Genomic DNA, 16,729 nt, shown 5'->3' on the forward strand with positions numbered 1-16,729 from the left:
TCATCCACCGAAGTGGACGGGGTATCAACTTCTGGCGTTGATTTTTGGCACGCTGTTGAGTTCTCAAGGAACGGACGCTTCCTTTGTACTCACCCGCAGCGACATTGGCTGGGGCTTTCCTCCGGGCTTTCGTTCTGTTCTTGCGTTTCCGACTCTATCAGACTCTTTCGTGTCCGATTTCCTCGGTGCTTTCCAGGTTCCCGCTTTCGCGTTTCCCTTTCCGGCGGTCCCGACTCTATCAGAGGTTTTCCACCGGATTTCCCGGTTCGAATTCCTGAATGATGAATCGGATGTACCCCGCGGAATGATGTGATCCGTATGGGGTGAGAGAGAGTTTAAACCATCGCTGCCGAACTTGTCCAGTTCGAGGCAACCGTTTGAATCTACCTCCCCGTGGCGACGATGTCAACAGTCGTTCCGGGACGACGAGGAGACTAGCAGCTCACCCGCCCCGTACGCACATCAGGCCGCGGTCGGGAGGGACGCCGTCTGGTCAGCGGCCTCGACGTCGCCCACCTCGCCCGCGCGCGACGCCCGGCCGCCCAGGACGAAGACGTACAGCAGGAAGGCCGCCTCGGCCACGACGCCGATGGTGATGCGCGCCCAGGTGGGGAGGCCCGACGGGGTCACGAAGCCCTCGATCAGGCCCGAGACGAACAGGACCACGGCCAGGCCGATGGCCATGCCGAGCGCGGCGCGGCCCTGTTCGGCGAGGGCGGTGCGGCGGGTGCGGGGGCCCGGGTCGATGACCGTCCAGCCGAGGCGCAGGCCCGTGCCGGCGGCGACGAACACCGCCGTCAGTTCGAGCAGGCCGTGCGGGAGGATCAGGCCGAGGAAGACGTCGAGGCGGCCCGCGGCGGCCATCAGTCCGAGACCGACGCCCAGGTTGGCCATGTTGAGAAAGAGGATCCACAGCACGGGCAGGCCGAGGAAGGCGCCCAGCACCAGGCAGATCGCCGCCGCCTGGGCGTTGTTCGTCCAGACCTGGGCGGCGAAGGAGCCCGCCGGGTGGCTGGAGTAGTACGTCTCGTACTGGCCGCCCGGCTGCGTGAGCGCCTTCAGGTCCTCCGGGGCCGCGATCGCCCCTTGGACCTCGGGGTGCGTGGCTATCCACCAGCCGATGAGCACGCCGAGCGCCGTGGAGAGCAGTGCGGTCGGTATCCACCAGCGGCGGCTGCGGTAGACCGCGGCCGGGAAGCCCGCGGTGAAGAAGAGCGCGGCGTCGCGCCAGCTGGCACGGCGGGTGCCCGTCACCGTGGCGCGGGCGCGGGCGACCAGCTGGGTCAGCCGGCCCGTGAGCATCGGGTCGGGGGCGCTGGACTGGATCAGCGACAGGTGGGTGGAGGTGCGCTGGTAGAGCGCGACGAGTTCGTCGGCCTCCGCGCCCGTGAGCTTGCGGCCGCGGGCCAGGAGTTGCTCCAGGCGGTCCCATTCCGCGCGATGTGCCGTCACGAAGACGTCGAGATCCATCCGGTTGCCGCTCCCCTGCCCAGGTCCCCTGCTACTGCCTATTCCTCGTGTGGTCAGCTTGGCAGACTGGTTGCCGTACGGGCGGGGGCAGGTCACATGAGAGGTGCTGTGGTGAGCGATCTGGTGACGGGGGACGCCGTCGTCCTGGGGCTGCGGCCCGCGAGGCTGCCGAGCCGCGCGCTGGCGATCCTCCTGGACCTGGCGGTGTACGTCACCGGGTACGTGCTCGTCTCGATCGGCTTGACCCTGGCGACGGCCTCGCTCGACGACGCCGCGCAGGCCGCTGTGGCGGTGGCGAGCTTTCTGCTGTTGCTGGTGGGCGTGCCGATCGCGGTGGAGACGCTGTCCCACGGGCGGTCGCTGGGCAAGTTGGCCTGCGGGCTGCGGGTGGTGCGGGACGACGGCGGGCCGATCCGGTTCCGGCACGCGCTCGTGCGCGGGGCCATGGGGGTCGTGGAGCTGATGATGACCTTCGGGTCGGTGGCGTGCATCGCCTCGCTGGTGTCGGCGCGCGGGCGGCGGCTCGGGGACGTGTTCGCGGGGACGCTTGTGGTCCGCGAGCGGGTGCCGGGCGCCCGGGTGATGCCGGTGCCCCCGCCGCCGCCGTGGCTGGCCGGGAGGTTCACGGGGCTGGATCTGTCGGCGGTGCCGGACGGGCTGTGGCTGGCGATCCGCCAGTACCTCACGCGGATGAACCAGCTGGATCCGCAGGTGGGTGCCGCGATGGCGGCGCGGCTCGCGGACGATCTGGTGCTGCGTACGGGGGCGCCGCCGCCGGTGGGCGTACCGGCCGCCGCGTTCCTGATGGCCGTGGTGCACGAACGGCAGTCGCGCGACGCCGCCCGGGCCTTCAGGCCCGCCGCTCCGGCGCCCGTGTCCGGGCCGGTGCCGGGGCCGGGGCCGGGGCCGGGGCCGGGAGCGCTGCCCGGGGCGGGGCAGGCGCCGGTGCCCGTGGCTTACGCCGCGCCGCCCGCGCCCGTGGCGCCCGCCGCGCCCGCCGCGGCCGCCGAGGCTCCGCGCGCGGGCGGGTTCGCGCCGCCCGCCTGAGGGGTCACTGCTCCTCGAAGGCGGAGGGCGGGGTCTCCAGGTGTTCGAGTTCGATGCCGGGGGCCGAGAGGACCACGTCCCCGGCGATGTGGACCGTATGGACCTCGCCGGTGTCCAGGGCGCTGACCTGGTACTCGTCCACCACCAGCGGGCCGCTGTCCGTGGGGTGCTCCGCGCGGGCCACCAGGGCCCAGGCCTGGTCGACCGTACGGGGGGCCAGGACCGGGTCCGTGAGGGCGAGGAGGCGGACGCGGGTGGCGGGGGCGCCGGGGGTCAGGCGCAGCAGGCGGGACGTGGCGACGAGGAAGGCCGGGGAGGTGCCCGTGAAGCCGGGGGCGGCGATGTTCCCCTCGGTGGCCGTGGTGCCGGTGGGATCGGTACGGACCCACGTGACGCCGTCGATGGCCGCGCCGCGGACCTGCCAGCTCGCGGCGTTGACCTCCAGGCGGATGGGGCGGCCGAGCCCGTCGATCGCGAGGTCGACGGAACCGCGGTGGTCGCCGCCCGGGCCGGTGAGCTGGGAGACGTAGCGCCAGCCGGAGGGGCCGGGGGCGCAGTGGAAGTGCTCCTCGCCGAGCGGGGTGTGATCGTGCGGGTCGTGGAGCGAGTAGCGGCCGCGGGGCATGTGCGCACACTTCTTGGGATCGAGGGCTGGGGCGAGGGCTGGGGGCGAGGGCTGGAGCCGGGGCTGCGGTCCGGCGTACGGGGCAGGCCCCCGGCACACGTGCCGGGGGCCTGCTTCACATTCTGCTACGGCTGGTCTGCCGCGGGTCGGATCAGTAGCGGTAGTGGTCCGGCTTGTACGGGCCCTCGACCTTGACGCCGATGTAGTCGGCCTGCTCCGGGCGCAGGGTGGTGAGCTTGACGCCGAGGGCGTCGAGGTGGAGGCGCGCGACCTTCTCGTCGAGGTGCTTGGGCAGCACGTAGACGTCGGTCGGGTACTCCTCGGGCTTCGTGAAGAGCTCGATCTGGGCCAGCGTCTGGTCCGCGAAGGAGTTCGACATGACGAAGGACGGGTGGCCGGTCGCGTTGCCGAGGTTCAGCAGACGGCCCTCGGAGAGGACGATCAGGACCTTGCCGTCGGGGAACTTCCAGGTGTGGACCTGGGGCTTGACCTCGTCCTTGACGATGCCCTCGACCTTGGCCAGGCCGGCCATGTCGATCTCGTTGTCGAAGTGGCCGATGTTGCCCACGATGGCCTGGTGCTTCATCTTGGCCATGTCGGCGGCCATGATGATGTCCTTGTTGCCGGTGGTCGTGATGAAGATGTCGGCCGTCTCGACGACGTCGTCCAGGGTCGCGACCTGGTAGCCGTCCATGGCCGCCTGGAGGGCGCAGATCGGGTCGATCTCGGTGACGATGACGCGCGCGCCCTGGCCGCGGAGGGACTCGGCGCAGCCCTTGCCGACGTCGCCGTAGCCGCAGACGACCGCGACCTTGCCGCCGATGAGGACGTCGGTGGCGCGGTTGATGCCGTCGATCAGGGAGTGGCGGCAGCCGTACTTGTTGTCGAACTTCGACTTGGTGACGGCGTCGTTCACGTTGATCGCCGGGAAGAGCAGGTCGCCGGACTGCATCATCTCGTAGAGGCGGTGGACACCGGTGGTGGTCTCCTCGGTCACGCCGCGGATCTCGGACGCGAGCTGCGTCCACTTCTGCGGGTTCTCGCCGAGGGTGCGGTTGAGCAGGGTGAGGATGTACGCGTACTCCTCGGAGTCCGCCGTGGACGGGTCCGGGGCCGCGCCGGCCTTCTCGAACTCGACGCCCTTGTGGACGAGGAGGGTGGCGTCACCACCGTCGTCGAGGATCATGTTCGGGCCGCCGGTGGGGGTGTTCGGCCAGGTCAGGGCCTGCTCGGTGCACCACCAGTACTCTTCCAGCGTCTCGCCCTTCCAGGCGAAGACGGGAACGCCCTGCGGGTTCTCCGGGGTGCCGTTCGGGCCCACCGCGATGGCGGCGGCCGCGTGGTCCTGGGTGGAGAAGATGTTGCAGGAGGCCCAGCGGACGTCGGCGCCGAGGGCGACGAGGGTCTCGATGAGGACGGCGGTCTGCACGGTCATGTGCAGCGAGCCGGTGATGCGGGCGCCGGCCAGGGGCTGGGTCGCCGCGTACTCGGCGCGGATCGACATCAGACCCGGCATCTCGTGCTCGGCCAGGGTGATCTCCTTGCGGCCGAACGCGGCAAGGGAGAGGTCTGCGACCTTGAAGTCCATGGGTGCTGCTCCTCATGGTTCGAGAGGGTGGGTACGGCTGGTCCGTGCGCCGTCCTGGGGACGGGACACCGAGCACAGTCCGTCGGGGGTCCTCTCTCCCCTCGGCCGGTCGCAAGGACCGCCCGACCCGCCATCAGCAGCGACGCCTGACACTGACGACGAATCTACACCGATCGGCGGAGCCTGCCCCAGTCGGACGGGCAATCCCGGGGGTTCCGGGGGAGATCCGGCCGGCCGGACGCGCGTCCGGGTGCGCGAAGGCCCCGCGGCTCGATCGAGTCGCGGGGCCTTCGCGTGTGTCCGTCCCGGCGGGCGTCCGTCTCAGCGCGCGTCCGCGGCCGCCGGCTGGTAGATGTCGGGCTCCAGGTAGATCACGCGGGCGATCGGGACGGCCTCGCGGATCCGGGCCTCGGCGGCGTTGATGGCTCGGGCCACCTCGGCCGCGGTGTCGTCGTGCTGGACGGCGATCTTGGCGGCGACCAGCAGTTCCTCCGGGCCCAGGTGCAGGGTCCGCATGTGGATCAGGCCGGTGACCGTCTCGCCGTCGACGACGGCCGCCTTGATCTTCTCGACCTCGGCGGTCCCGGCCGCCTCGCCGAGCAGCAGGGACTTGGTCTCCCCGGCCAGGATGATCGCGATCACGATGAGCAGGACGCCGATGCACAGGGTGCCGATGCCGTCCCAGACCCCGTTGTCGGTGATGAGGGCGATGCCGACGCCCGCGAGGGCCAGGACCAGGCCGACGAGCGCGCCGAGGTCCTCCAGCAGGACCACGGGCAGCTCGGGGGCCTTGGCGGTGCGGATGAAGTCCTTCCAGGACTGCTTGCCCCGGGTCTCGTTCGACTCCTTGATGGCCGTGCGGAAGGAGAAGGACTCGGCGATGATCGCGAAGACCAGCACGCCGACCGGCCAGTACCAGGCGTCGATCGCGTGCGGGTGCTTGATCTTCTCGTAGCCCTCGTAGATGGCGAACATGCCACCGACGGAGAACAGCACGATGGAGACGAGGAAGGCGTAGATGTAGCGCTCGCGCCCGTAACCGAAGGGGTGCTGCGGCGTGGCCTCGCGCTGGGCCTTCTTCCCGCCGAGGAGCAGCAGTCCCTGGTTCCCGGAGTCGGCCAGCGAGTGGACGCTTTCCGCGAGCATCGACGAGGAGCCGCTGAAGAGGTATGCCACGAATTTGGCCACAGCGATGGCGAGGTTGGCAGCGAGTGCCGCCACGATCGCCCTGGTACCGCCCGACGCGCTCATAGGTGCTGAGTGTCCTTCCTAGCCGCTGACGTCCGGCCGTACATTGTTGCAGCTGCGGAAGTTCACCGCAGTGCGCGGGCGCGCGCGGGCAGGCGCGGGCAGGCGCGGCGTCAGACGACGACGGTGGCGCGGAAGACGGTGCCCGTTCCGGACAGTTCGACCTTTTCGTGCGCCGGTACGAAGACCGATTCGCCGGGCTTCAGGGTCAGTTCGTCCGCGCGGGGCGAACCTTCCGTGCAGAGCAGGATCTGCGGGGTGCCCTGCGGCAGGACGCGGGGGGCGCCGCCGGGGGCCAGGAGGAAGCGGGACAGCCGGAATTCGTCGATGGGGGTCTCGTAGACCTCCTCGCCGTCGCCCTCCGGGCGCAGCACGTGCGGGTCGCCCCACTCGAAGTCGGTGATCTTCAGCAGCTCGGGCACGTCCACGTGTTTGGGGGTGAGCCCGGCGCGCAGCACGTTGTCGGAGTTGGCGAGCAGTTCGACGCCGAGGCCGTCGATGTAGGCGTGCGGGACGCCCGCGCCGAGGAACACGGCCTCGCCGGGCTGGAGTCGGAAGTGGTTCAGGAGCATGGCCGCGATCACTCCCGGGTCGCCCGGGTGGTGGTGGACCAGGGAGGCGTACGGGACGTACGGGCCGCCGAGGCGGTCGGCGGCGGCCGCGGCCTCGGTGACCGAGTGGGCCATCTCGGTGCGGTCCGCGGTCAGTACGGCGGTCAGCACCTCGCGCAGGGCGGCGTCTTCGGGGTGGGCCCGCAGCAGGTCCGCGTAGGGCTTGAGCGAGTCGACGCCGAGGCCTTCGATCAGCTCCGCGGCCTGCTGCGGCGGGCGGAAGCCGCACAGCCCCTCGAACGGGGTGAGGGCGCAGAGCATTTCGGGCTTGTGGTTGGGGTCCTTGTAGTTGCGGTGGCCCGCGTCGATCGGGACGCCGCGGCGCTCCTCGTCCTCGAACCCCGCCTTGGCCTGGGTCAGATCGGGGTGGACCTGGAGGGAGAGCGGGGCGCCCGCGGCGAGGATCTTGAGGAGGAAGGGCAGCCCGGGGCCGAACCGGGCGACGGTCGCGGCGCCCAACTCCCCTTCCGGATCGGCGGCGATGACCTCGGAGAGCGCCCTTTCACCTGCACCTCGGTCGAGGCGGGAAGGGGCGCTCGGGTGGGCTCCCATCCACAGCTCGGCCTGGGGCTCACCGGTGGGTTCGACACCGAGCAGGGTGGGGAGCGCCGTGGTGGAACCCCAGGCGTAGGGGCGGATCGTGTTGGTCAGGCGGTCCATCGTCGTCTTCCTGGATAGAGCCGGGCAGCGTGTGTCTACCTCAGCTGTGTCCCCCGGAGGCCAACGCCAGGTAGGCGGTGGCGAAATCCGTGACGGCGAGGAGTTCGGCGAGCTGCTCCAGCTCCACGCCCTCCTCCGGTTCGAGCTCGCTGATGGCCGTGTCGTGGCTGAGGGCGAGCTCGCGCGCGGCGGGGGCGGCGGTGAGGCCTCCGGTGGGCCGGTCACGCAGCAGGACGACGCGGGCGCGCAGGGCCTGGGGTTCGTCGACCCGGTCGCGGAAGAAGTCTTCGGGGTCGGCTCCGGCGGCGAAGGCGCCGGAGAGCAGGACGCCGTGGGCGGGCAGCGCCTCGGGGAGTACGGCGGACAGCGCGGGGCGGCCGGCGAGCTCGGCGAGGGTGGCGGCGAAGCGGCGGCCGGCCGGTGCGGCGCCGGTGCCCTCGCTCCAGATGAGCGGGAGGGAGTCGGCGAGCTCGGCGGCGAGGGTCTTCGCCGGGTTGGAGTAGGTGGCGATGGCGGGCCCGCAGCGTTCGGCGGTGCGGTCGAGCCGGTCGGCGACGAGCTGCAGGGTGTCGGGCGCGGCGGTGATCAGGCCGACCTTGTCGAGGAGCAGCAGGAGCGGCGTCAGCAGGGCCCAGAGGGCGCCGGGTCCGGCCGCGGCGGATTCGTCGTACTCCTGGTACGGGGCCTTGGCCATCGGTACGAGGAGTCCGTGCGCGCCGTCCACCGCCTCGCTCAGGGGTGAGCGCTCGGGGGCTACGGCGACGACGGTGCAGCCGCGCCGGTAGGCCTGCTCGGCCAGGACGCCGAGGCCGGGCTCGGTGCCGTCGGTGGTGGCGATGAGCAGCAGGTCGACGGGGCCGGCCCAGCCGGGCAGGGCCCAGCGCAGCGCGCCGGCGGCGTGGGCGACGCCGGTGGGGTCGAGCCGGATGACGGGCGCGGAGGCGCCGGCGAGGGCGCCCAGCAGGTCGGCGACGCCGGTGGCGGCGGTGCCGGGCCCGGCGATCAGGACGGCGCGCGGGCGGCCGTCCGGACGCAGGTCGGCGAGGCCCGCCTCGGTGGAGTGCCGGGCCGCGGTACGGACCCGGGCCCCGGCCTCGGCCGCACCGCGGAGCAGGCCCCGGCGGTCGATGCGGGCGAGAGCGTCAGGGGCGTCGAGGAGCGACTCGTCGAGCATGGCGGCCTCCGGCTGTTGGGTGACGGAACCAGTCTGCGCGTCTCGTGGCGTGCGGTGGCTCAGGCGGGGCGGCGGGCCTCGTCCACGAGGAGCACGGGGATGCCGTCACGTACCGGGTACGCGAGGCCGCAGTCCTGGCCGGTGCAGATCAGCTCGGGGGCCGTCTCGTCTGCCGACTTGTCCTGGAGGGGCGAGTGGCAGGCGGGGCACGCGAGGATCTGCAGGAGTCCGGCTTCGAGCGGCATGGCGGTTCCCTTCGGGATGCGGGTGGGCGTGGTTAGCCTACCGCCGAGTCAACTCCGTTGCGGTCTGCCGTTTCCGTGCCGGGGCGTGGCGGGGGGTCTGACCCGGGCGGGGTCGGGTTTTGTCGCTGCCCGGGCCGGGGCGGCGCGGGTGCCGGGGCTCTGCCCCGGACCCCGCGCCTCAATCGCCGGCGGGGCTGGAACGGCCCGGGCGGGTGCCGCGCCGCTGCCGGGGCTCCGCCCCGGGACCCCGCGCCTCAAACGCCGGCGGGGCTGGATCGTCCGGCGGTGGTGGAGAGGTCAGGCGCGGATGAGGGACAGGGCCTCGTCGCGGACCTCGGTGAGGGTTTTCGCGTCGCGGGCTTCGACGTTCAGGCGCAGGAGGGGCTCGGTGTTGGAGGCGCGGACGTTGAACCACCAGTCCGGGCCCGTGACGGTCAGGCCGTCGAGCTCGTCCAGGGTCACGCCCTCGCGGGCGCCGTAGGTCTCCTTGACGGCGGCCAGGCGGCCCGCCTGGTCGGCGACCGTGGAGTTGATCTCCCCGGAGCCCTCGTAGCGGTCGTAGGAGGCCACCAGGGCCGACAGCGGGCCGTCCTGGCCGCCCAGGGCCGCCAGGACGTGGAGCGCGGCGAGCATGCCCGTGTCCGCGTTCCAGAAGTCCTTGAAGTAGTAGTGCGCCGAGTGCTCGCCGCCGAAGATCGCGCCGGTCTTGGCCATCTCCTCCTTGATGAAGGAGTGGCCCACGCGGGTGCGGACGGGCGTGCCGCCGTGCTCGCGGACGACCTCGGGCACCGACCAGGAGGTGATCAGGTTGTGGATCACCGTGCCGGCGCCGCCGTTGCGGGCCAGTTCGCGAGCCGCGACCAGGGCCGTGATCGCGGACGGGGAGACGCCCTCGCCGCGCTCGTCGACGATGAAGCAGCGGTCCGCGTCCCCGTCGAAGGCGATGCCGAGGTCGGCGCCCTCGGCCAGCACGCGGGCCTGGAGGTCCACGATGTTCTTCGGGTCCAGCGGGTTCGCCTCGTGGTTCGGGAACGTGCCGTCCAGCTCGAAGTACATCGGGACGAGCTCCAGCGGGAGTCCGTCGAAGACCGTGGGGACGGTGTGGCCGCCCATGCCGTTGCCCGCGTCGACGACGACCTTCAGCGGGCGGATCGCCGCCAGGTCGACCAGGCCGCGCAGGTGGGCCGCGTAGCCGGTCAGGGTGTCCTGCTCGGTGATCGTGCCCGGGACGGTGCCGGCGGGGACGGCCGGCGCGCCCTCGTCCGACCACCTCTCCACCAGCGCGCGGATCTGCCCGAGGCCGGTGTCCTGGCCGACGGGGGCGGCGCCCGCGCGGCAGAGCTTGATGCCGTTGTACTGGGCCGGGTTGTGCGAGGCCGTGAACATGGCGCCGGGCAGGTCCAGGGACCCGGAGGCGTAGTACAGCTGGTCGGTGGAGCACAGCCCGATCAGCGTGACGTCCACGCCGCGGGCCGCCGCGCCGCGCGCGAAGGCGGCGGACAGGCCCGGGGAGGAGGGACGCATGTCGTGGCCGATGACGATCGCCGAAGCGTCCGTGACCTCGACGAACGCGGCACCGAACAGCTCCGCCAGGGGCTCGTCCCACTCGTCCGGTACGACGCCGCGCACGTCGTACGCCTTGACGATGTTCGAAAGATCTGCGGCCACTGCCTGCCCTCCTGAGGGTTCCGTGCGGTTCAGCAAACCTACCCTGAACCCGGAGGGGCTTTTCGGACGATCGAAGCGTCAGGAATCCGGCGATCTCAGGACGCGCAGGTGTCCGCGCCGCGTTTCGCCGGTGGCGGGGCCACCTTGGCCGGATCTTCCGGCCTCGGCCGCGCGGCCGGGCGGGCGGGCGGCTTCGCGGACGGCGTTGGCGAGGGCTTCGAGGTCGTCGCCGCTGGGGCGCGGCGGCCCGGAGCCGTCGGACAGGCGCACGACGTCCCAGCCCCGGGGGGCGGTCAGGCGCTCCGAGTGCTCGGCGCACAGGTCGTAGCAGTGTGGTTCGGCGTAGGTGGCGAGCGGGCCGAGAACTGCGGTCGAATCGGCGTAGACGTACGTCAGTGTCGCGACGGCAGGGCGGCCGCACGCGGTGCGCGAACAGCGACGTACAAGGCTCACGACGTTGGACGGTACCGCACTCTTGACCGGGCCGCGACGACTCCACCGCCCCTCACTCCCCCGTGTCGTGGTCGGGGCTACCCTGCGGGGGTGATGGACAGCCCCCTTCCTCCGCGTCCCGCCGAGCCCCCCGCCGGGGCCCCGGCCGAGCCCCGTCCGCGTCGTCGGGACCGGCACGGGCGTGGGATGCGCGGTCCGGTGGCGCCTCCGCAGGTGCCCCTCGCGGCGAGCCGGGCGGAGCTGTTCGGGGACCTCGTACGGGATTCCGTGGAGCGGCTTGAGCGGCGCTGGCCGCAGCTCGCCGAGGTGGAGTTCCTGGTCGGGGACGTGCCGCCGCCGCCCGGCGGCCCGGACGGCGGCTGGAACGACGAGGCGGTGCCCCTGGGCGCGGTGTCGGAGTCCCGCGACGGGCGGCCCGCCCGGATCGTGGTGTTCCGGCGTCCGGTGGAGATCCGGGCCAAGACGCGGGACGAGAAGGCGATGCTGGTCCACGAGATCGTGGTGGAGCAGGTGGCGGAGCTGCTGGGGCTGTCGCCGGAGACCGTGGATCCGCGGTACGGGCAGGACTGAGCGGAGGCCTGGTGGCGGCGCCGTTGCGGAGCGCTGCCCCCGAGCCCCCGCTCCTCAATCGCCGGGGGGCTGTTTCATGCGGCGGGGCTGATCACCTCGTCAGGACCGAGAGGTCCTCGACGGCCTTGGGGACCGCGACGGTCGAGCGGTCGTCCGAGAGGCCCTGCACCGTGAACATCGTGATGCCCTCGTGGGGGAGGGTCAGGGTGCGGGCCGCGTGCACCGGCCCGCCCGAGAGGGTCTCGACGGTGAGGGCGTAGGAGCCCTTGCCGCCCGCCGGGGCGAGGGTCAGCGTCTGCGTGGTGCCCGCCTTGACGGTGACCTCCTGGGTGGCCGGCTCACCTCCGCCGGTGCCCGGCGACGCCGTCACCTTGACCTTCGCGTCGGCGCCCGGGGCCGTCAGCGACAGCAGGGTCGTGTTCTCCTCGGGCCGGTTGTCGGCCACGGTCGCCCGTACACCGACCGGCCCGGTGGCCGGGACGAAGCCCAGTTCCTGCTTGGCGCCGCTGCCGCGGACCACCCGCACCGCCGCGACCACCGGGGCGGCCTTCTTGGGGTCCGTCGGGGTCAGCAGCAGCGAGCCGGGCTCGCCGCGGGTCACGTCCTTGAGGTCGACGCTCGCCGTCATACCGGCCTTGACGTGCAGCTGTTCGTTGCCCGCCGGGCTGATCGCGCCGCCCGGTCCGGCGAGGCGCAGCTTGAGGTCCGCGTCCTCCTCGCCGGGCACGAAGACGACGAGCCGTACGGAGGCGGCGTCGGCCGGGATGCCCGGGAGCACCAGGGAGCCCGCCGGGTCCGTGGAGGCGGGCAGCCAGTCGGCTCCCACGCCCTCCTCGCCGACCTGCACCGTGGCTCCGACGCGGCCCGCGCGGGTCGTCACGTGGGCGGTGGCGTCCGCCAGCTGGGTCGCGGGGACGAGGGAGGAGAGCAGCACGGTCTTGGTGGACCGGGGGTCGACCCTGATGCCCTCGCCGGCGTTCGCGTCGGGCTTGGCGATCCCGTCGGGGCCGTAGAGCTTGATGTCGACGACGGCCGCGGCGTCGTCGGGGTTGGTGAGGTGTACGTAGTCCTCGCGGCCCTTGGCCGTGCTGACGGCCGGGAACCAGGAGTCGGTGCCGGGCGCGGTGCAGCCGACGCCGAGCAGGCCGCGGGCCCGGCCGACCGAGACCTTGGTGGTCAGCTGGGCCGTCCAGCCGGGGGCGAGGACCCCGTCGGCGCTGCCCGTGAGGGCGGGCGCGTCGGCGCCGCTGGCGGTGGCCCCGACGGGCTTGCCGGGCTCCTTGGGCTCCAGCACGGGCTTGGCGTCCTTGGTCGCGCCGAGCAGCCGGGCCGAGCCCTTGCCCTCTCCGGCGGGGGCGCCGGGGGTGAAGGCCGTGTACGTGGTCTCCGCGATGTCCGAGGAGCTGGGCCCCGGGCACACGAGCAGGGACCGCTCGACGGGCATCCGGGCGCCGGCCGCCGCCTTGCCGTCGGCCGCCTTGCCGTCGGCGGCGGGCGCGGTGAGGGCGGCGACGCCGGTGAGGGTGGCCAGCGCCGCGGTCACGGCGGCCAGCGTCAGGGGTGCGCGCTGCTTCACTGCTGGGGGCTCCCGTCGGGACGCGGGTCGTGCGGTGCGTGGGGGTCGTACGGGTCGTAGGGCTCGTACGGGTAGGGGTAGTGCTGCTGGTCCGGGTACGGGTACGGGGCCTCGTAGGCCTGCTGGCCCTGCTGGTCGTGGCCCTGCTGGTCCTGCTGGCCGTGGCTCTGGCCCTGCTGGCCCGGCTGGCCCTGCTCGTCGTACGCCGGGTACTGCTCGTACTGCTCGTACGGGACGGGCTGCACGGGCTGCTCGGGCTGTACCGGCTGCTGCTGTTCGTACGCGTAGCCGTCCTGCTCGCCGTAGGCCTGGTACGCGTACGCCCCCTCCCCGTACACCGGCTGCGCCGGGATCTGGGCGTACGGGTCGGCGGCCGCCGCGGCCTCCGCCGGTGCGGGGGCGGCCTCGGCGCGCAGGCGGCGGGCGCGGCGGCCCTCGCCGGCCTCGCCCGGGCCGGGCTGGGAGGGCAGGACGGCCTCCTCCTCGGGCAGGTCGTCGTCGAGCCGGGCGCGGCGGCCGGGCAGGGCCATCACCAGCAGGACCAGGGCGAGCAGGCCCTGGGCCCAGTGCCAGGCGGTGCGCAGGAGCGGGTCCTCGTGGACGAGGTCGAGGCGGCCGCCGTCGGCGGGCAGTTCGAAGCCCTGCGCCCAGCCGTCCACGGTCTTGGGCTTGAGGGGCTTGCCGTCGAGGGTGGCCTGCCAGCCGTCGTCGGCCCGGTCGGCGAGGCGCAGGACGCGGCCCGCCTCACCGGCGGGGATCTTGCCGTGGGCCTCGACGGGGCCGGCGGCGACCGGGATGGGGGCTTCGCCCTGCTTGCCGGAGACGATGACGGCGCGCGGCAGCCAGGGCTCGACGCCCCACAGCGCGGTGCCGTCCTGCTGGTGGCGCCGGCTCAGGCCCGGGGTGGCGTCGAGGACCCGCCGGATCTCCTCGGGACCGCCGGGGCGGAACATCACGAAGCGGACGGCGTAGGCGCTGAGCTGGCTGGACTGGTCGGCGCCGGAGCCGGCGACCAGGTTGGAGACGACCTTGTCGAGGCGGGGGTCGCCGCCCGTGCGTGCGGTGATCTCGGCGTCGCCGAGGCGGCCGCCGGAGCCACGGACGAGGCTGTAGGAGACGGTGGCGGGCGCGTCCAGGTCGAGGATCAGGGTGCGGGTCTGGTTGTCGTCCCCACCCGCGTCGGCGACGAAGGCCGGGACCTGCACCGGGTCGCGGCGCTCCAGCGGGCCGTCGGCGCCGGCGACCAGCCAGGCGGCCGCGGCGAGCAGCGGGCCCGCGGCGGCGGCCAGGGCGATCAGCGCGGCGAGCGGCTGGCGCCAGCCGAAGCTGCGGGCGGCGACCCGGTCCTTGGCGCCTTCCGCGCCGACCGCGGCGGCGGCGAGGAGGGCGAGCCCGTAGACGAGGGTGGCGGGTCCGGCCCAGCCGGTCCGGTTGAGGACCACGGCGAGGAGCAGGGCGGCCAGGGCGACGGCCCAGGCGGTGCGGACGGCGAACCGGCGGTCGGTGCGCAGCAGTGCGGCCAGGGCGGCCAGGACGACGCCGATGAGCAGGAGTCCGGCGGCGGTACCGGGGCCGCCCGGGCTGAGGGCGAGCAGGGCGAGGGCGCTCGCGGAGCCGGTTCCGTAGGGCAGCCCGGCCTCGTGCAGGAAGCGGCCGGGGTGCGTGAGGAGGCCGAGCGACCACGGGGCGAGCACGAGGAGCGGGACGGCGAGGGTGGCGAGCAGCCGCGCCCCGTACGCCTTCCACTGCGCGCGTCGCAGGAACAGCGCGGCGGCGCCGAGGGCGGCGGCGAGCGGCCAGAGGACCGGGGTGAAGGCGGTGGTCAGGGTCAGCAGGAGCGTGTACGTCCACACCGCGCGCCAGCCGCCCCGCTTGCCCGCGCCCGTCTCGCTCTCGCCGAGGGCGAAGGCGGCGACGGCGGAGCGGGCGATGAGCGGCAGGACGACGGCGAGGACGGCGGTGCCCAGGCGGCCGCCGGCGAGGGCTCCGGTCACGGCGGGCAGGAAGGCGTAGGCGACGGCGCCCCAGGCGCGCAGGAGCCGGGAGGTGACGAGCGGCCGGGAGGCGAAGTACGCGGTGAGGCCGGCGAGCGGGACGGACCCGACGAGGAGCAGGGTCAGGGCGGCCTGGGTGGAGCCGAACAGCAGGGTGGCGAAGGCGCCGAGGACGGCGAGGTAGGGGGGTGCGGCGGCGGTGGAGCCGGTGCCGACGGGCTGCCAGCCGTCGGTGTAGGCGCGCCACAGGTCGGGTCCGCCGTCGGGTGCGGGCAGCAGGGCGCCGCCCATGAGGGAGCCGCCGCCGATGAGGCTGCGGCAGGCGGCGAGGGAGACCAGCAGGAGCACGGCGAAGAGGAGGGGCGCGGGATTGGCGGCGATCCGCTTGAGCCGGGCGAAGCGCTCGGTCTCCTGGTGGTCGCCCTCTTCGCCGGGCGCGGTGAGGATGCTGCCACCGCCGTGCCGGCCCGCGGGGGCGGCGTCGGTGTCGCGGGCGTCGCCGAAGTAGCCGGCGAGCTGTTCCGCGTTGGCCCGCAGGGAGGCGCCGGGCGGGGGGAACAGGGGGCGCAGTTCGGCGGCGGGGACGGCGGGGCGGCGCCGGGCCTTGCGGGCGGCGAGGATGCGGCCGGGGCGGAGCAGGGCGGCGAGCAGGCCGGTGAGCTCGTCCACGGCCTGGCCGGGGGCCTTGCCGACGAGGTAGGCGAGGGTGCGCAGCACGGTGCCGAGCAGGACGCGCAGCAGGACGTAGGGCAGGGCACGGCCGGAGCTGTTGGCGAGGATCGTGTAGACGGCGCCGGCCTTGTCGACGCGGTGGGGGCTGGCGCTGGTGCGTCCGGCGCAGTCGACGGTGCGGCGTTCGCGGGCGGAGGCCTCGGCGTGGCGCAGGACGGCGTCGGGGGCGACGAGGACGGTGTGGCCGGCGCTCTGGGCGCGCCAGCACAGGTCGACGTCGTCGCGCATCAGGGGCAGGCGCCGGTCGAAGCCGCCGAGGTCCTCGTACACGTCGCGGCGCACCAGCATGCCGGCGGTGGAGACGGACAGGACGGGGCGGATCTGGTCGTGCTGGCCCTGGTCCTGTTCGCGGCGGTCGAGGCCGGTCCAGCGGCGGCCGCTGCGGGCGATGGTGACGCCTGCTTCGAGGAGCTGCTTCTTGTCGTACCAGCCGCGCAGTTTGGGCCCGATGACGGCGGCGTCGGGGTTCTCCTCGGCGACGCGGAGCAGTTCGGCGAGGGCGTCGGGTTCGGGGGCGCTGTCGTCGTGGAGCAGCCAGAGCCACTGGACGGGCTCGCCGTGCGGCAGGTCGGGGAGGTCGTACGCGTCGTCGCGCCAGGTGCGGCTGACGGGGTCCCAGCCGCTGGGGCGCTTGAGGTACGGGAGGTCCTCGGGGGTGAGGGTGCCCGCGCTGCGGCTGCATTCCTCCACGGCCGTACCGAATCCGGTGCGGCGGGCGAGGTGCAGGACGCGGTCGTCGCCGAGGGCTTCGGTGAGCAGGCGCGCCGATTCGTCGGCGCTGCCGGTGTCGGCGGCGATGTGGTCCTGCGCGGGGCGTTCCTGGCCGAGGAGGCCGGCGAGTGTCCGGGGCAGCCAGCGGGCGCCGTCGTGGGCGACGAGGACCGCGGTGACGACGTGCCGGGGGAACTGTGGTGTGGCGGGGGCCTGGTGGGAGGCCGTCGACTGGCTGTGCAGGGACATCGCGCTACTGGCCCTCCGGCCTGGGGAGTCCCCCCTGGGAGCCCCTCCCGGCGGTGCCGGGGGAGCGGTCGGGGGGAGGGTCCGGGGGTGGTGTTCCCCCGGAGGCTG

The 16,729-nt window shown here is 73.6% G+C and carries 14 protein-coding genes; 3 read left to right on the plus strand and 11 right to left on the minus strand.

Features of this window, described 5'->3' with window-relative positions:
* A partial coding sequence (locus AC07DU_RS06370; RefSeq protein WP_479109940.1) for a hypothetical protein occupies positions 1-313 on the plus strand: 313 nt, incomplete at its 5' end.
* Positions 314-462: 149 nt separating this feature from the next.
* Here the strand turns inward: AC07DU_RS06370 and AC07DU_RS06375 are convergent.
* On the minus strand, positions 463-1,470 hold the full coding sequence (locus AC07DU_RS06375; RefSeq protein WP_360901138.1) for a stage II sporulation protein M: 1,008 nt from the start codon (positions 1,468-1,470) through the stop codon (positions 463-465).
* 111 nt (positions 1,471-1,581) lie between these two features.
* Between AC07DU_RS06375 and AC07DU_RS06380 the strand changes: the two genes are divergently transcribed.
* Positions 1,582-2,517: an RDD family protein gene (locus tag AC07DU_RS06380; protein ID WP_479109942.1), complete on the plus strand. Its 936-nt coding sequence runs from the start codon at positions 1,582-1,584 to the stop codon at positions 2,515-2,517.
* Positions 2,518-2,521: 4 nt separating this feature from the next.
* Here AC07DU_RS06380 and AC07DU_RS06385 read toward each other — a convergent pair whose 3' ends face one another.
* The 8 genes from AC07DU_RS06385 to AC07DU_RS06420 form a co-directional block, all read right to left on the minus strand.
* Positions 2,522-3,142 carry a hypothetical protein gene (locus AC07DU_RS06385; protein WP_479109944.1) on the minus strand — a complete coding sequence of 207 codons (621 nt, stop codon included), beginning with the start codon at positions 3,140-3,142 and terminating at the stop codon, positions 2,522-2,524.
* A gap of 151 nt (positions 3,143-3,293) precedes the next feature.
* Positions 3,294-4,730, minus strand: coding sequence for an adenosylhomocysteinase (gene ahcY / locus AC07DU_RS06390; protein WP_453289310.1), 1,437 nt, complete (start codon positions 4,728-4,730; stop codon positions 3,294-3,296).
* 321 nt (positions 4,731-5,051) lie between these two features.
* Positions 5,052-5,981, minus strand: a complete 930-nt coding sequence (locus tag AC07DU_RS06395; protein WP_360901150.1) for a cation diffusion facilitator family transporter — start codon at positions 5,979-5,981, stop codon at positions 5,052-5,054.
* A 110-nt stretch (positions 5,982-6,091) separates the two neighbouring features.
* Complete coding sequence (gene manA / locus AC07DU_RS06400; RefSeq protein WP_479028286.1) at positions 6,092-7,249, minus strand: mannose-6-phosphate isomerase, class I; 1,158 nt, start codon at positions 7,247-7,249, stop codon at positions 6,092-6,094.
* A 40-nt stretch (positions 7,250-7,289) separates the two neighbouring features.
* Positions 7,290-8,423 carry an SIS domain-containing protein gene (locus AC07DU_RS06405; RefSeq protein ID WP_360901156.1) on the minus strand — a complete coding sequence of 378 codons (1,134 nt, stop codon included), beginning with the start codon at positions 8,421-8,423 and terminating at the stop codon, positions 7,290-7,292.
* Positions 8,424-8,482: 59 nt separating this feature from the next.
* Positions 8,483-8,668, minus strand: coding sequence for a Trm112 family protein (locus AC07DU_RS06410; protein ID WP_030724745.1), 186 nt, complete (start codon positions 8,666-8,668; stop codon positions 8,483-8,485).
* 297 nt (positions 8,669-8,965) lie between these two features.
* Positions 8,966-10,336 carry a phosphomannomutase/phosphoglucomutase gene (locus AC07DU_RS06415; protein WP_453374023.1) on the minus strand — a complete coding sequence of 457 codons (1,371 nt, stop codon included), beginning with the start codon at positions 10,334-10,336 and terminating at the stop codon, positions 8,966-8,968.
* Between the two features lie 78 nt (positions 10,337-10,414).
* On the minus strand, positions 10,415-10,789 hold the full coding sequence (locus AC07DU_RS06420) for a DUF3499 domain-containing protein (protein WP_360901163.1): 375 nt from the start codon (positions 10,787-10,789) through the stop codon (positions 10,415-10,417).
* A gap of 93 nt (positions 10,790-10,882) precedes the next feature.
* On the opposite strand from AC07DU_RS06420, the gene AC07DU_RS06425 reads away from it, so the two are divergent.
* Positions 10,883-11,359, plus strand: a complete 477-nt coding sequence (locus tag AC07DU_RS06425) for a metallopeptidase family protein (protein WP_360901166.1) — start codon at positions 10,883-10,885, stop codon at positions 11,357-11,359.
* A gap of 91 nt (positions 11,360-11,450) precedes the next feature.
* Here AC07DU_RS06425 and AC07DU_RS06430 read toward each other — a convergent pair whose 3' ends face one another.
* A complete protein-coding gene (locus tag AC07DU_RS06430; protein WP_479109946.1) occupies positions 11,451-12,935 on the minus strand; it encodes a DUF5719 family protein in 1,485 nt (494 codons plus the stop codon).
* A complete protein-coding gene (locus AC07DU_RS06435) occupies positions 12,932-16,621 on the minus strand; it encodes a glycosyltransferase family 2 protein (RefSeq protein WP_479109948.1) in 3,690 nt (1,229 codons plus the stop codon). The genes AC07DU_RS06430 and AC07DU_RS06435 overlap by 4 nt, the downstream gene beginning before the upstream one ends.
* Between the last annotated feature and the right edge of the window lie 108 nt (positions 16,622-16,729).

The sequence above is a fragment of the Streptomyces sp. NPDC045695 genome (assembly GCF_056432025.1).

Excerpts from the sequence above, each read along its gene's own strand:
- AC07DU_RS06375 (WP_360901138.1), bottom strand. The coding sequence starts at position 1,470 with ATGGATCTCGACGTCTTCGTGACGGCACATCGCGCGGAATGGGACCGC.
- AC07DU_RS06385 (WP_479109944.1), bottom strand. The coding sequence starts at position 3,142 with ATGCCCCGCGGCCGCTACTCGCTCCACGACCCGCACGATCACACCCCG.
- ahcY (WP_453289310.1), bottom strand. The coding sequence starts at position 4,730 with ATGGACTTCAAGGTCGCAGACCTCTCCCTTGCCGCGTTCGGCCGCAAG.
- AC07DU_RS06395 (WP_360901150.1), bottom strand. The coding sequence starts at position 5,981 with ATGAGCGCGTCGGGCGGTACCAGGGCGATCGTGGCGGCACTCGCTGCC.
- manA (WP_479028286.1), bottom strand. The coding sequence starts at position 7,249 with ATGGACCGCCTGACCAACACGATCCGCCCCTACGCCTGGGGTTCCACC.
- AC07DU_RS06405 (WP_360901156.1), bottom strand. The coding sequence starts at position 8,423 with ATGCTCGACGAGTCGCTCCTCGACGCCCCTGACGCTCTCGCCCGCATC.
- AC07DU_RS06410 (WP_030724745.1), bottom strand. The coding sequence starts at position 8,668 with ATGCCGCTCGAAGCCGGACTCCTGCAGATCCTCGCGTGCCCCGCCTGC.
- AC07DU_RS06425 (WP_360901166.1), top strand. The coding sequence starts at position 10,883 with ATGGACAGCCCCCTTCCTCCGCGTCCCGCCGAGCCCCCCGCCGGGGCC.
- AC07DU_RS06435 (WP_479109948.1), bottom strand. The coding sequence starts at position 16,621 with ATGTCCCTGCACAGCCAGTCGACGGCCTCCCACCAGGCCCCCGCCACA.